General features: G+C 71.4%; 14 protein-coding genes. 7 read left to right on the top strand and 7 right to left on the bottom strand.

Annotated features, from left to right (window positions below; all coding sequences use genetic code 11):
- Positions 1-23 precede the first annotated feature (23 nt).
- Positions 24-779, bottom strand: coding sequence for a GNAT family N-acetyltransferase (locus ACFY0U_RS34700; protein ID WP_388642705.1), 756 nt, complete (start codon positions 777-779; stop codon positions 24-26).
- 95 nt (positions 780-874) lie between these two features.
- The gene (locus ACFY0U_RS34695) at positions 875-1,519 is read right to left on the bottom strand and encodes a GNAT family N-acetyltransferase (RefSeq protein WP_388642550.1); all 645 of its coding nucleotides are present in this window, start codon (positions 1,517-1,519) and stop codon (positions 875-877) included.
- A 165-nt stretch (positions 1,520-1,684) separates the two neighbouring features.
- Between ACFY0U_RS34695 and lon the strand changes: the two genes are divergently transcribed.
- A complete protein-coding gene (gene lon, locus ACFY0U_RS34690; RefSeq protein WP_388642549.1) occupies positions 1,685-4,099 on the top strand; it encodes an endopeptidase La in 2,415 nt (804 codons plus the stop codon).
- A 75-nt stretch (positions 4,100-4,174) separates the two neighbouring features.
- Here lon and ACFY0U_RS34685 read toward each other — a convergent pair whose 3' ends face one another.
- Positions 4,175-5,008, bottom strand: coding sequence for a lysozyme (locus ACFY0U_RS34685; RefSeq protein ID WP_388642548.1), 834 nt, complete (start codon positions 5,006-5,008; stop codon positions 4,175-4,177).
- Positions 5,009-5,241: 233 nt separating this feature from the next.
- On the opposite strand from ACFY0U_RS34685, the gene ACFY0U_RS34680 reads away from it, so the two are divergent.
- Complete coding sequence (locus ACFY0U_RS34680; RefSeq protein WP_388642547.1) at positions 5,242-5,736, top strand: MarR family winged helix-turn-helix transcriptional regulator; 495 nt, start codon at positions 5,242-5,244, stop codon at positions 5,734-5,736.
- Between the two features lie 35 nt (positions 5,737-5,771).
- Here ACFY0U_RS34680 and ACFY0U_RS34675 read toward each other — a convergent pair whose 3' ends face one another.
- The gene (locus ACFY0U_RS34675; protein WP_388642546.1) at positions 5,772-6,560 is read right to left on the bottom strand and encodes a protein phosphatase 2C domain-containing protein; all 789 of its coding nucleotides are present in this window, start codon (positions 6,558-6,560) and stop codon (positions 5,772-5,774) included.
- A 369-nt stretch (positions 6,561-6,929) separates the two neighbouring features.
- On the opposite strand from ACFY0U_RS34675, the gene ACFY0U_RS34670 reads away from it, so the two are divergent.
- The 5 genes from ACFY0U_RS34670 to ACFY0U_RS34650 are packed head-to-tail and all read left to right on the top strand — an operon-like array spanning position 6,930 to position 12,350.
- Positions 6,930-9,584 carry a nitrate- and nitrite sensing domain-containing protein gene (locus ACFY0U_RS34670; protein ID WP_388642544.1) on the top strand — a complete coding sequence of 885 codons (2,655 nt, stop codon included), beginning with the start codon at positions 6,930-6,932 and terminating at the stop codon, positions 9,582-9,584.
- A complete protein-coding gene (locus ACFY0U_RS34665; RefSeq protein ID WP_388642543.1) occupies positions 9,581-10,081 on the top strand; it encodes a roadblock/LC7 domain-containing protein in 501 nt (166 codons plus the stop codon). Before ACFY0U_RS34670 ends, ACFY0U_RS34665 begins: the two co-directional genes overlap by 4 nt.
- Complete coding sequence (locus ACFY0U_RS34660) at positions 10,078-10,485, top strand: DUF742 domain-containing protein (protein ID WP_388642541.1); 408 nt, start codon at positions 10,078-10,080, stop codon at positions 10,483-10,485. Before ACFY0U_RS34665 ends, ACFY0U_RS34660 begins: the two co-directional genes overlap by 4 nt.
- Positions 10,466-11,077, top strand: a complete 612-nt coding sequence (locus ACFY0U_RS34655; protein WP_388642539.1) for an ATP/GTP-binding protein — start codon at positions 10,466-10,468, stop codon at positions 11,075-11,077. The genes ACFY0U_RS34660 and ACFY0U_RS34655 overlap by 20 nt, the downstream gene beginning before the upstream one ends.
- A gap of 25 nt (positions 11,078-11,102) precedes the next feature.
- Complete coding sequence (locus ACFY0U_RS34650; RefSeq protein WP_388642538.1) at positions 11,103-12,350, top strand: styrene monooxygenase/indole monooxygenase family protein; 1,248 nt, start codon at positions 11,103-11,105, stop codon at positions 12,348-12,350.
- Here ACFY0U_RS34650 and ACFY0U_RS34645 read toward each other — a convergent pair.
- From ACFY0U_RS34645 to ACFY0U_RS34635, 3 genes are all read right to left on the bottom strand, one after another.
- A complete protein-coding gene (locus ACFY0U_RS34645) occupies positions 12,329-13,378 on the bottom strand; it encodes an NlpC/P60 family protein (RefSeq protein WP_388642536.1) in 1,050 nt (349 codons plus the stop codon). The genes ACFY0U_RS34650 and ACFY0U_RS34645 overlap by 22 nt on opposite strands.
- Before the next feature lie 103 nt (positions 13,379-13,481).
- On the bottom strand, positions 13,482-13,811 hold the full coding sequence (locus ACFY0U_RS34640; protein ID WP_388642534.1) for a hypothetical protein: 330 nt from the start codon (positions 13,809-13,811) through the stop codon (positions 13,482-13,484).
- Entirely contained in the window at positions 13,804-14,451 is a 648-nt protein-coding gene (locus ACFY0U_RS34635; RefSeq protein WP_388642532.1) for a TetR/AcrR family transcriptional regulator, read from the bottom strand. Before ACFY0U_RS34635 ends, ACFY0U_RS34640 begins: the two co-directional genes overlap by 8 nt.
- Positions 14,452-14,460: the final 9 nt, after the last annotated feature.

Raw genomic sequence — 14,460 nt, 5'->3', positions numbered from 1 at the left:
ACGGACCTGCGGTGTCGAGGCGATCAGGCCGTGCGGGGCGGGTTCCAGACGTACGGCGTGGTCGTCGTCACCGCCTCGAAGCCGAGGCGGCGCAGGATGGGCGCGCTGTCGTCGGAGGCGTCCACGTGCAGATAGGTGACGCCGCGCGCGGTCGCGAGGGCGGCGCGGGTGGCGACCAGGGCGCGGTAGATCCCCCGGCCCCGCCACTCGGCGAGCGTGGAGCCGCCCCACAGGCTCGCGAAGGCGGTGCCCGCGCGGAAGGCGAGCCAGGCCGCGGAGACGACCTCGCCGTCCGCCTCCGCGACGTAGATCGCGACCTCGTCGGGGGCGGCGGCGACCCGGCCGATGAGGTCGTCGGCCAGCCAACTCCAGTCCTGGCCCCAGACGGTGGACTCCATGGCGGCGATCCGGTGCATGTCGGCGTCCGCCGTGACCCGCCGCAACGTCACGCCCGCCGGCAGGACGGGCTCGCGTACGGCCATGTCGGCCGCCCGGCCGATCAGCACCGTCTCCCGGTCCTCCGGCACGAATCCGGCCGCGCTGAGCCGTTCGGTGAGGTCGGCGGGGGTGTCGTGGCCGCGTGTCTTCCACTCCACGGCCTCGCCGCGCGCCGCGAAGAAGTCCCGCTGCCGGACGATGAGCCCGTCCAGCGCGTCCCCGTCGACGCCGAGCTCGCGCGGCCCGCTCACGAACCCCCGGAACTGTCCGACGATCCGCAGCAGCGGGCCGTCCTTCTCGTACGTCACCCCGGCGGGCGGGGTGGGTGGCGCACCGCGCATCTGGTCGTCGTAGGCGGCGAGGAAGATCTCGGTGTCGGTCACGGCACGACCGTACGGCGCCCGGCGCGGGAGGCAACCGGTTTTGCGCGGCGTCCTCAGCCGGTGAACTTCGCGCTGGTCAGCGGCGCGGTCACCGTCCAGCCCAGCGACTCGTACAGCCCCCGCCCCGCGGGCGTCCCCGCCAGGACGCAGGTCTCCGCGCCCTGTTCGGCGGCGGCCCGCTGGAGGGTGCGCATGACGACGGTGCCGAGGCCCTTGCGGCGGTGCCGCGGCGAGGTCTCGACCTGGTCCACGACCGCGGTCGCGCCGGTCGGGGCGAGCTGGCCGCGGGCCGCCCAGGAGCCGTCGGGGGCGGCGAGCATGGTGCGGATGACGCCGCCGCGGGACCAGGTGCGCTGACGGTAGCCGTCGGGGACCGCCGGCTCGTCGAGGGCCCTGGTCGGGGGGAGTGTCATCAGGTAGCCGGGCTCGGGATCGATCCACCAGCCCGCGCCCAGCCAGCCGCCGGCCACGGCCGGATCCCGGAAGACCTTGAGCCACACCCCGGCACCGGTGACCGCCCCGGCCACCTTCCGTACGGCCGCCTCCTCGACGTCGTCGTCGAGCGTGCCGAACACATGCCGTGCGACATGGCCGTCCACGCCCATGTCGATCGTGCAGCCCCACGGCTCGACCACCGGCGGAGCCGCCCCGCGCGAGAGCACCCATCCGTCCACCCAGGCCCGCACGATCCGGTCCATGGGACCCCCCTTGGTAATGATTGAAAGCCCTCCGGGGTTACTACATCAGCTGGGTCGCGCATTCCGGCAGACGTGATCGCTCACAGCGAACGCGCCCAGGGGAACAATCAAAGGCTCACGTGCATTGAGTCGGCATAGCTCAACTTGAATGCCGAAGGGGAGATCATGGCTTCGACGTCCACACCGCTCACTCTGCCCGTGCTGCCGCTCGACGGCGAGGTCGTGCTGCCCGGCATGGTGGTCCCGCTCGACCTGAACGACCCCGACGTACGCGCCGCGGTGGAGGCCGCCCAGGCCGCCGCCCGCTCGGAGCCGGGCAAGCCCAGGGTCCTGCTGGTGCCACGCATCGACGGCACCTACGCCGGTACCGGCGTCCTGGGCACCGTCGAGCAGGTCGGCCGGCTGGCCGACGGCGACCCGGGCGCGCTGATCCGCGGCCGCGGCCGGGTGCGCATCGGTGCCGGGACCACGGGGCCGGGTGCCGCCCTCTGGGTCGAGGGCACCCGTATCGACGAGACCGCGCCCGAGCCGCTGCCGGGCCATGTCGCCGAACTGGTCAAGGAGTACAAGGCCCTCGCCACCGCCTGGCTGCGCAAGCGCGGCGCCTGGCAGGTCGTGGACCGGGTCCAGGCCATCGACGACGTCTCCGCGCTCGCCGACAACTCCGGCTACTCGCCCTTCCTGACCACCGACCAGAAGATCGAGCTGCTGGAGACCGCCGACCCGGTGGCCCGCCTCAAGCTCGCCACCCAGCAGCTGCGCGACCACCTCGCCGAGCAGGACGTCGCCGAGACCATCGCCAAGGACGTCCAGGAAGGCGTCGACAAGCAGCAGCGCGAGTTCCTGCTCCGCCGCCAGCTGGAGGCCGTGCGCAAGGAACTGCGCGAGCTCAACGGCGAGAAGGACGGCGAGGAGTCCGACGACTACCGCGCCCGCGTGGAGGCCGCCGACCTGCCGGAGAACGTCCGCGAGGCGGCCCTCAAGGAGGTCGACAAGCTGGAGCGGTCCAGCGACCAGTCGCCCGAGGGTTCGTGGATCCGGACCTGGCTGGACACGGTGCTCGAACTGCCGTGGAACGAGCGGACCGAGGACGCGTACGACATCCAGGGCGCCAAGGCGATCCTGGACGCCGAGCACGCGGGCCTGGAGGACGTGAAGGAGCGGATCACCGAGTACCTGGCGGTGCGCAAGCGCCGCAGCGAGCGGGGCCTCGGCGTGGTCGGCGGCCGCCGTGGCGGTGCCGTCCTGGCGCTCGTCGGCCCGCCCGGTGTCGGCAAGACGTCCCTGGGCGAGTCCGTCGCGCACGCCATGGGGCGCAAGTTCGTCCGCGTCGCCCTCGGCGGTGTGCGGGACGAGGCCGAGATCCGCGGCCACCGGCGTACGTACGTCGGCGCGCTGCCCGGCCGGATCGTCCGTGCCGTCAAGGAGGCCGGGTCGATGAACCCGGTGGTCCTGCTCGACGAGATCGACAAGGTGGGGTCCGACTTCCGGGGCGACCCGGCGGCGGCCCTGCTGGAGGTCCTCGACCCCGCGCAGAACCACACCTTCCGGGACCACTACCTGGAGGTGGAGCTGGACCTGAGCGATGTGGTCTTCCTCGCCACCGCCAACGTCCTGGAGGCCATCCCCGAGGCCCTGCTCGACCGTATGGAGCTGGTCCGCCTCGACGGCTACACCGAGGACGAGAAGGTCGTCATCGCCCGTGACCACCTGCTCCCGCGCCAGCTGGAGCGGGCGGGGCTCGACAAGGACGAGGTGACCCTGGACGAGAGCGCCCTGCGCAAGCTCGCCGGCGAGTACACCCGAGAGGCGGGCGTCCGCACCCTGGAGCGGTCCATCGCACGGCTGCTGCGCAAGGTCGCGGCCCAGCACGAACTGGGCGAGCGGAAGCTGCCGTTCACGGTGACCGACGAGGAGCTGCGGGGCCTGATCGGGCGGCCGCACCACGTGCCGGAGTCGGCGCAGGACCCGGCGGAGCGGCGTACCGCGGTGCCGGGTGTGGCGACGGGCCTGGCGGTGACGGGAGCGGGCGGTGACGTGCTCTTCGTGGAGGCGTCCCTGGCGGACCCGGAGACGGGTGCGGCGGGTCTGACCCTGACGGGCCAGCTGGGTGACGTGATGAAGGAGAGCGCGCAGATCGCGCTGAGCTTCCTTCGCTCGCACGGCGCCGAGCTGGAGCTGCCGGTGGGCGACCTGAAGGACCGGGGCGCGCACATCCACTTCCCGGCGGGCGCGGTGCCGAAGGACGGCCCGAGCGCGGGCGTGACGATGACGACGGCACTGGCCTCGCTGCTGAGCGGGCGGCTGGTGCGGACCGACGTCGCCATGACGGGCGAGGTCTCGCTGACGGGCCGTGTGCTGCCCATCGGCGGTGTGAAGCAGAAGCTGCTGGCCGCGCACCGGGCGGGCGTCACGACCGTCATCATCCCCAAGCGCAACGAGCCCGACCTGGACGACGTCCCCGCCGAGGTGCTGGACAAGCTGGAGGTCCACGCCGTGACGGACGTCCGCCAGGTCCTGGAACTGGCGTTGTCGCCGGCCACGAACGGGGCGACGGCGGAGGTTCCGGTGGCGGCGTGACGGGCGTCACCGGATGAGGTGAAGGCCCGGGTTCTCGTGAGGGAGGCCCGGGCCTTCGCCGTATCGGGGAAGGGATCAGCCCTTGGCGAGCGCCTGCACCCTGTCGAGCGCCCCGTTGAACCGGTCGTGGTCGCCGACCGTCGGCCCGGACGAGGTGTACTGCCACATGGTGTAGGTGCTCCACCCGGCCGGCAGCGTGCCCACGGTCGAGGCGTAGCGGGCGATCCACAGCGGGTTGGCGGTGAAGCCGGCGTAGTTGCCGGTGCACTGGGTCCACCAGCTGGTGGAGGTGTAGATGACGGCGTCGCGGCCGGTGCGGGCCTTGTACTGGTTCAGGAAGGAACGGATCCAGCTCACCATCGCGCTCGGGGTCTTGCCGTAGCAGGAGTCGCCGTACGGGTTCCACTCGATGTCGAGGGTGCCGGGCAGCGTTTTGCCGTCGGCGGACCAGCCGCCTCCGTGGTCGACGAAATAGTCGGCCTGCGTTGCGCCGGTCGTGGTGTCCGGGGTCGCGAAGTGGTACGCGCCGCGGATCATGCCGACGCCGTAGGAGCCGCTGTACTGCGAGGAGAAGTAGGGGTTCGTGTAGTACGTCCCCTCGCTCGCCTTGGTGTAGGCCCACCGGACCCCGCTGTTCCACAGGGTCGTCCAGGCGACGTTGCCCTGGTAGCTGGCCACGTCGACGCCCTCGGTCTGGGCGGCGCGGGTGCGGGCGGGCAGACCGCCCTGTCCGTCGTGGGCGACGACGCCCATGCCCATGCGGGCGCTGCCGCGGGCCGGTGTGGCGGTGGCGTCGGGCGACTCGGCGGCCGATGCCGGGCTGATGGGCAGCAGCGCGCCCACGGCTATGAGGACCCCGGCCAGGAGCAGGCGCCGTGAGCGGGGCGATCCGGGTCTGTGCACGGGCATGGCGTGCCTCCGAAGGGCTCGGTGATGCTCGGTGGGGGAACACCCGGCCGGGGGTGTGTGGCGTGGGCATGCCAGACATCGCCTGGTCAAGAAGCTACGCACGTCGACGAGCGGGTGGGAAGAGGGACCAGTTGCTGCCGTTGGTCTAGCCCTGCGAAATACTTACCGAGCTGCGGTGACGGCGCAATTTGGCGGAAACTTTCAGTACCGGGAAAACCGAGGCAGGGACTGACGTGCGCGAAGACGGGAACGACGGCGGACAGGCAGACGGGTCCGGGGTGTCCAGAAGTGGTGTGGACCAGCCCGAATTCCTGGCGCTGGAACGCGAGTTGACCGTGCTCCTGCGGCGCGCCCGGGCCAACCAGGGCGAGATGGCCCGCGAGGTCCACCCCGACCTGGAGTCCTCCGCGTACGGCCTGCTGGTGCGGCTCGACGAGTGCGGTCAGCAGCGCGCCACGGAACTCGCCGCGTACATCGGCGTGGGCAAGGCCACCATGTCCCGCCAGCTCCGCGCCCTGGAGACCCTGGGCCTCGTCACCCGCGCCCCGGACCCCGCGGACGGCCGCGCCTGGCTCGTCGAGCTCACACAGGAAGGACGGACCCGGGTGGGCCGGGTACGCAACGCGCGCCGGGCCCGGTACGCGGGGCGGCTGGCGGACTGGGATCCGGGAGAGGTCGGCGAGCTGGCACGGCTGCTGCAGCAGTTGAACCGGGGGATGGAGAAGTAGGACTCACAGCACGGCGTTCTCGCAGCTCCGCGCTCTCACAACTCCGCGTACACGACCGTCGCGTCGTCATGCGTCTTGCTCCGCCGCAGATACACCCGCTCCTCCGCGTCCGCGGTCTCCAGCTCCCGCACCCGCGCCACCAGCGCCCTCGCCCCGTCCTTGCGTACGAAGGTGAGGCAGTCCGCCCAGTCGCCCTCGCGGAACTTCTCCACCCACCGGGTCGCCCCGTCCGTCAGCGCGGCCAGGGAGCGGACGGACGAGCGTGGCAGCGTCCGCGTCACCGCCCGCGCCGCCACCGTCGGATCGGCGGCGGCCGTGAAGAAGCCGTCCTCCTTGTTGCGCAGCGTCGAGTCCACGAGGGCGTCCGTCGCCAAGGCGGAGCGGGGGAGGCGGGAGAGGCGGTCGTCGAGGACGGCGGTCACCGCGCCGTCCCCCGACTCCAGCAGCAGGGCCGAGTCCGAGAGGACCAGGTACTCCAGGGTCCGCGCCGACCAGCGGGCGACAACCACCGTTGCCTGTGGTGTGCGTGGGTGAGAAAGGTCACAGGTGTGCGCGTGGGACTCGGAGGTACGCGAGATGGCGAGGCTCAACGCGTCGGCCAGCGGAACATCGGGGAGGGAAACGGTCAGTTCGGTCAGTGCGCCACCCAGTCGTGCCGTGAACCAGGGGACGGAATGCAGACACCCCGTCTCGCCCGCCGGTGGCGTGACACCGTCCAGGACCACGAGTGCCCCGCCCTGTCCGGAGGCCGGAAGGGCGACGCTCGCGAAGTCCTCGTTGGGGCGGGTCCGGTCGCCGGGCTCCGAGATAAGTTCCGTACGCATTCGGCCAGTCTGCACGAGCCCTTCACGGTGTTCACAAAAGGCTGGCAATGGTTGCCGGAAGGGCGCAGGCGCGCAGGTCAGGCGCCTGGTTTGGGAGGGAATGGTTCACTCCGGGAAGGCGTGGTGGCGGATAATGCCATCGGTCGGCGGCGACGTCCAACCGGCCCGCCGGTCAAGGTCGCTGACCATGCCACCGGAACTTGCTCGCCAACTCCCGTCCGGGGTTCACTCCTTCGGGTGGCGGGTCGGGTGATGCGCGCCCGCTGCCCAGCGGCACTGGGAGGGTCGGGAAACGTACCCGGTGTGTGACTCCAGTTGACGGAGCGTCACCCGGGCCCATGGGTACACGAGTCAGGAATGCGAGCACCGGTGCAGAAGACGCGGCCTCGTCGTACGAGCAAGCAGACGGCCCCCGCCGATCCCACCACCGCCGACGGTTCCGCCGTCGGCAAGGGCCGCCCCACCCACGTACGCAACCGGCTGATCGTCGCCGCGGCCGTCGTGGCCGCCGCCATCGCCGGCGCCGGGACCCCCTCGATCCTCGCCGCCTCGGGAGAACTGAGCGACTCCCAGGACCTGGTGACGCTCGCCGAGCAGACCCAGGACGCCCTGATCCTCGCGCACTCGCTCGCCGACGAGCGGGACGAGGTCACCTCGTACGTCGCCGCCGGACGCGCCAAGTCCAAGGCGCCCTCCGAGCAGCGCAGCGCCCGCGTCGACCGCCAGGTCGAGGAACTGCGCGCCGACACCGACACCCCCGCCGACCTGCGTACGGACCTCGACGGCATCGCCGCCCTGCGCCGCGCCGCGCTCACCGGCAAGAGCTCCGCCCTCGAGGTGCACCGCACCTACTCCGCGGCCATCACCGAGCTGCACCGCCTCGCCGAGCGCCTGGCCGAGCAGATGCCGCCCCGGGCCGGCTCCGGCGCCTACGCGCTCGCCGAGCTGGACTCCGCCGTACAGCAGGCCGCCGCCGCCCGCGGCCTGCTCCTCGCGGCGCTCAATGTGCCCCGCACCGAGCAGACGGTCACCGACCCCATCACCGGGATCGCCTCCACCGTCGTCACCTCCTCGGCCGCCGACACCAAGCAGCGCGACGCCCTGACCGCCGCCGCCCAGCAGGCCCGGCTGCGCTCCGACGCCGCTCTCGCCGACTTCCACGACACGGCACCCGAGGCCGCGAGGAACAGCTACGACTCCACGGTCACCGGCCCCGAGGTCAACTCCGCCGAGAAGTACCTCGCCGGCCTCACCGACCAGGCCACGCTCTCCGACGGCGAACTCGACACCAGCGTCACGAAGGCCGACGCCGCCCTCTCCGCCCGCGTCGACCTGATGCGCGGTGTGGAGTCCGCCCTCTACCACCAGCGCACCGAGGACCTCACCCAGCTCCGCGACGACGACGTCACCGCGCTGGAGCTGCGCGTCGCGATCCTCGGCGCCCTCATGCTGCTCGCCGTCGGTGTCGCCACCGCCATGGCCCGCACCCTGACCCGCCCCCTGGCCGTCCTGCGCATCGGCTCCGCCCGCCTCGCGCAGTCCGAGCAGCCGACCGCCGAGGAACCCGTCAAGTTCACCGGCCGCAATGACGAGTTCGCCCAGGTCGTCCGGTCCGTCAACGCTCTGCACGCGCACGCCGTCGCCGTCCAGGAGCGCGTCGCCACCCTGGAGTCCGACCGCAAGCACCTCGTCGGCCAGCGCCAGAAGATGGCCGACGCCCGCGAGGAGCTGCGCACCGAACTCGCCGAGTCCGCCGCCCAGTTGACGCGGCTGCGCGAGAGCATCGGCGGCACCTTCGTCAACCTCTCCCTGCGCACCCTCGGCCTGGTGGAACGCCAGCTCGCGGTCATCGAGGGCCTGGAGGAGCGCGAACAGGACCCCGACCGGCTCGCGACCCTCTTCAAGCTCGACCACTTCGCCACGGTCATGCGCCGCCACAGCGAGAACCTCCTCGTCCTCGCCGGCACGGAACACGTCCAGCAGCACGCCGGTCCGGTCCCGCTGGTGGATGTCGTACGGGCCGCGGTGAGCGAGATCGAGCGCTACGAGCGCGTCCGTATCGCCGCCCTGCCCCCGCACGCCCATGTCGCGGGCTTCGCGGCCGACGACCTCTCCCACCTCCTGGCCGAGCTGATGGAGAACGCCACGTCGTTCTCCCCGCCGGACATGCCCGTCGAGGTCTCCGGCTGGCTGCTGGAGAGCGGCGAGGTCATGCTCTCCGTCCAGGACGAGGGCATCGGCATGACCGAGGAGCGGCTGACCCGCCTCAACTCCCGCCTCGCCGACTTCGACCCGGAGTCCCCCTACGACCAGGAGGGCGAGGAAGGACTCGGCCTCGGCCTGTACGTCGTCGCCCGCCTCGCCCACCGCCACAGCGTCCGCGTCCAGCTCCGCGAGCAGAAGCAGGGCGGCATCGCCGCGGTGGTCGTCCTTCCGAAGGGCCTGCTGGCGGCGGCACCGTCCGCCGCGGTCCCCTCCGCCACCCCGCCGGCCGGCACCACCCCCACCTTCTCCCTGCCGGGTGCCGACGCGGAGGCCAACTCCAACGTCCTTCCCACCCGTTCGGGCACCGGCGACGTGCTGGTGGCCCTGGCGGAGCAGGCGGTACGGACCTCGGAGGAGACCCCCGCCGAGACGACGATGGAGCTGCTGCTCCCGGCCGCGGCCGAGCCCGAGGCAACCCCTGGACCCGCGGCCGCCGACGGCGAGGAACCCCCACAGGGGCCACCCGCCGCCGATGACGACGAGACGGAACACGAGCGCACCCCGGACGAGGACCAGCTCACCGCGAAGGGCCTCCCCAAGCGCACACCGAAGATCACCGCGCCCGCGACCACACCGCGCCCGCGCAGCAGTTCTGTCGACGCCGAAGCCCTCCGCCGGAGGCTCGGCGGCTTCCGCCGGGGGGCGGAGGCCGGCTACCGCGACGTAGAAGCAGAGATCGCCGAACAGACGGGTCAGACGAGGACACCCGCACACAGCGAAGATTCCACGGGGGGCACTCCCGAGGAGGCAAGCAGTTGACCGCGCCCAGTACCTTCGGACTGAGCAGTGAAGCACGCAACCTGCACTGGCTGCTGACGAACCTGGTCGAGGAGGTGCCGGGCATCCAGTCAGTAGCGGTGGTCTCATCGGACGGCCTGCTCCTGCTCTCCTCCGACCCCGGCACCAACGACGAGGCCCGGCAGACCCGCACCACCCCGAAGGGCCCACGAGGCTCCTCCGCCGACCTCGCGACCATCGTGTCCGGCATCGGCAGCCTCACCATCGGCGCCGCCAAGCTCATGGAGTCCGGCGGTGTGAAGCACACCATGGTCGCGATGGACGAGGGCAGTCTCTTCGTGATGTCGATCAGCGACGGCTCACTCCTCGGGGTGCACGGCTCCGCGGACAGCGACATGAGCGTCGTGGCGTATCACATGGCGTTGTTCGTCGGCCGGGCCGGCCATGTGCTGACCCCCGAACTGCGCAGTGAGCTACGGCAGTCGCTGGAGTCCGAGACCACGGGGGGCACGCGATGACCGAACGTCCCGGCCTCCCCGTGCGCGGCGGCGACCGCAAGCCGGCCCGTGTCCGCCCCTACTCGCTCACCGGCGGCCGCACCCGCTTCGGCCACGTCCTCCTCGTGGAGACGTTCGTCGCGGCGCTGGAGGCCCCGGAGGAGCGCAAGGAACTGACGAATGGTTCCCTCAACACCCGGGTCATGCCGGAGATGCGGGCCATCGTCGAACTCTGCCGCCGTATGCGCACGGTGGCCGAGATCGCCGCGCTGCTGAAGATGCCGCTCGGCGTGGTCCGCGTGCTCCTGAGCGACCTCGCGGACCAGGGAAAGATCCGTGTGTACGGCACCGGCACCGGTCACGGCACCGGCCGCCCGGACCGCGCTCTGCTCGAAAGGGTGCTGAGTGGACTCCGTCGTCTTTGATGACACCGATGAGGATCTGAAGTCCTGGCAGACGGACCGCAACCGGGCCCCGATCGCGACGAAGATAGTCGTGGCCGGCGGCTTCGGCGTCGGCAAGACCACACTCGTCACCGCCGTCTCGGAGATCACACCGCTGCAGACCGAGGCGCTGATGACCGAGGCCAGCGAGGAGACCGACGACCTCACCGCCACGCCCGGCAAGCTCACCACCACCGTGGCCATGGACTTCGGCCGTCTCACGCTCGACGACGACCTGGTGCTCTATCTGTTCGGCACGCCCGGTCAGCAGCGGTTCTGGTTCATGTGGGACGACCTGGTGCGCGGCGCGATCGGCGCGGTCGTGCTGGCCGACACCCGCCGGCTCAAGGACTGCTTCCCGGCGCTCGACTACTTCGAGAGCTGCGGACTGCCGTACGTCGTCGCCGTCAACCACTTCGAGGGCAGCGAGCTCTTCGAACCGGAGGACGTGCGGGAGGCGTTGACGATCCCCGCGCACATACCTGTAATGATCATGGATGCGCGCCGCCGGATCTCCGTGATCGAGAGCCTCCTGGCCCTCGTCGGCCACGCGCTGGCAGAAACACCTGAGTAGTCGCGACCTAGGAGCCACCACCCGTATGCGGAAGATACTCGTCGTAGGAGCCGGCCAGTCCGGGCTCCAGCTCGCCCTCGGACTCCAGTCGCACGGGTACGAGGTCACCCTGATGTCGAACCGGACGGCGGACGAGATCCGCTCCGGCCGGGTCATGTCGACGCAGTGCATGTTCCACACGGCACTCCAGCACGAGCGCGATCTCCAGCTGAACTTCTGGGAGTCCCAGGCCCCGAAGATCGAAGGACTCGGCGTCTCGGTCGCGGCCCCCGGCTCCTGGGCCGAGGGCCCCGCGGCCCGTGCCATCGACTGGGTGGGCAGGCTCGACGGGTACGCGCAGTCGGTCGACCAGCGGGTGAAGATGGCGGGCTGGATGGAGACGTTCGCCCAGCGCGGCGGACAGCTCGTCATCCACGGCGCCGCGGTCTCCGACCTCGACTACTTCTCCCGTACGTACGACCTGGTGCTGGTGTCGGCGGGCAAGGGCGAGCTGGTGTCGATGTTCGGCCGGGACGCCTCCCGTTCGCCGTACAGCGAGCCCCAGCGCGCCCTGGCCGTGTCGTACGTCCACGGCCTGGGCCCCCGCCCCGAGCACCCCGAGTACGACGCGGTCCGCTGCAACCTGGTCCCCGGCGTCGGCGAGCTCTTCGTCATGCCGACCCTCACGACCTCCGGCCGCGCGGACATCCTGTTCTGGGAGGGCATACCCGGCGGCCCGCTCGACGTCTTCAACGGCGTCAAGGACCCCGCGGAACACCTCTCCCTGACCCTGGAACTCATGGAGCGGTTCACGCCGTGGGAGTACGCGCGGGCCACCAAGGTCGAACTGACCGACGCCGGCGGCACCTTGGCCGGCCGCTACGCCCCCACCGTCCGTAACCCCATCGGCCGCCTTCCCGGCGGCGGCCTCGTCCTCGGTGTCGCCGACGTCGTCGTCGCGAACGACCCGATCACCGGACAGGGCTCCAACTCCGCGTCCAAGTGCGCCGCTTCGTACCTCGCCTCGATCCTGGAGCGCGGGGAGAAGGAGTTCGACGAGGAGTGGATGCAGGGGACGTTCGACCGCTACTGGGACACCGCCCTGCACGTCACCAAGTGGACGAACGCGATGCTGGCGCCGCCGCCGGAGCACATCCTCAACCTCATCGGTGCCGCAGGGCAGTTGCAGCCCGCCGCCGACCGGTTCGCCAACGCCTTCGACGACCCGGCAGACTTCGAGAACTTCTTCTACGAGCCCGACAAGACCGCGGCCTACCTCGCCTCCCTCTCCTGATCGGGGCGCACGGCTCCGAGGATCGGGTTCGACGCGATCGGGGACACCTTGACCTTCTCGCCCGTCCTCGGAGCCTGGACGATCTTGCCCTTGCCCAGGTACATCCCCACATGCGTGGCATCGGGGAAGTAGACCACCAGGTCGCCGGGGCGCAGCTCCTTGAGAGGGATACGCGGCAGCCGTGCCCACTGCTCCTCGCTGGTCCGGGGGATGGGCGTCCCCGCATGGCCCCAGGCCTCCGAGGTCAGACCTGAGCAGTCGTACTCCTTGGGCCCCTCCGCGCCCCACTTGTACGGCTTCCCGAGCTGGTCCATGGCGTACCGCAACGCCCGGTCGCCCTGGTCCGAGGGCTTGCGGTCCTCGTCACTCAAGGCACCGGACGCGATGAGGTCGTCCTGTGCCTCGGTGATCTCGTCCTCCTCGAACCGGGCGAGGTCGCGCAACTGCTCCTCGCTCAGGGAGGCGAGCAGCTCCTCGACGTCGTGCAGCTTCTTCCGTACGCCGTCCCGGTCCTTCTTCTGGCGTGCGGCCAGGGTGAGTTGAGCGTCCAGCGCCTTGCGGGCTTCGCGGGCCAGATCGCCGGCCTTCTTCTCGCTGCCGGTCAGCCGGCCGACCGTCTCGGCGCGCTCCTTGGCCAACTGGCCGATGACATGGCCCTGGTCGAGGGCGTGCTGGGGGTCGCGGGCCAGCAGCAGCCGGACGTAGGGGGAGATGTCGGTGCTGTTCTGGTACTGCTGGCGGGCCAGCCGGCCGGCCGCGCCCCGGCTGTCGTGCAGGGAGAGACGGGCCCGCGCCAGCGCGGTGTCCAGGCGGAGCACCTCCGCCTTCTGCTTCTTCAGCTTCTCCTCGGTCGCGTTGTACGTCTCCGTGGCCCGTTCCGCCTCCCGGTACAGGCGCTGAAGATCCGTCAGCAGTTCGGTCACCGTGCGCTCACCGGGTTCCGGTACGGCGGTCGCGGGCACGGGCGCCAGGGCCGTACCGGCCGCGATCGCCGCCGTACACGCCAGTCGCAGCAGCCTTCCTGACACGTCATCACCTCCGGTGCGGGACAGCCGCTCTGTTCCGCACGGCGAGCATGGGACGGATCAGAAGGGCGCGCGCGTCGAGCGTGCGCGGTTCGGCCCCATCACGTCACCCGTTGGTGTCCTCCCGCTTGCCGCCCGGCGTGGCGTCGGGCTTGGTGCCGGGTTTCGACCACGGCCAGCGCAGCCGGGAGGGCTTGCCCTCGGGCTCGTACTCGTACTTCCAGCCCTGCTGGAGGCCGAGCCGCTTGCTCTGGCCCCGTGGCACCCGGCGGTAGACCAGCACGGTGGGCGGGCCACCGGCGGCGTCGGGGACCGGGATGCGGTACTGCTTGGGCGGGTGGCCGGTGGGGCCCAGGAGGACGGGCAGTACGCGTCCGTCCATCGGGCCGCCCTCGAAGGGGGTGTCTTCGCTCTTCACGGGACCAGTCTCAGACATCCGGTGTCAGGGTCCGCGCCAGCGCCGCCGTCTGCGGGTCGCGGGCGGCGGTGACGGTGAGGACGGCGACGAACTGCTCGACCAGCCAGTCGCGGAGCTCGTCGACGGGAGGCTGCTTCTCCTCGTCGAGCCAGATCAGGGACGCAGCCTCCACGGCGGTGATCCACATCCGTACGGTCATCCGGAGCCGGAGACCGGGATCGGTGACCCCGAGGTGGCTGAGGATGTGCTCGGCGGCGGCCCTGCGTACGCCGTCCACGATGGCGGTGGTGCGGGACGTCTCGACCACGCTGCCGCCCTGGAGCAGCGCGCTGAACCCGGCGTCGTGCTGGTCGACGAAGGTGAGGTAGCGGTCCAGGGCGCGGGAGAGACGGGTGAGCAGCGGGCCCTCGCGCGGTTCGTCGAAGCACTGCTGGAGCTCGTCGGCGGCGGACCTGAGCGCGGCCTCGTACAGCTGCTGCTTGCCGCCGGGGAAGTATCGGTACACCAGGGGGCGGGAGACTCCGGCCGCTTCCGCCACGTCGTCCAGGGACACGTCCTCGGGTGCGCGGTGCGCGAAGAGGCCGAGGGCGGCGCCGAGGAGCTGGGTGCGGCGCTCCTCGACACTCAGACGGCGGTAGGCGGGCGCGGCAGGGGTCATGGGTGCAGC

Origin of the sequence: Streptomyces sp. NPDC001536 (genome assembly GCF_042894505.1) — a bacterium.
GTDB lineage: Bacteria > Actinomycetota > Actinomycetes > Streptomycetales > Streptomycetaceae > Streptomyces.
Note: the sequence above shows the minus strand (reverse complement) of the source record. Positions and strands in the feature narration are given on the sequence as shown.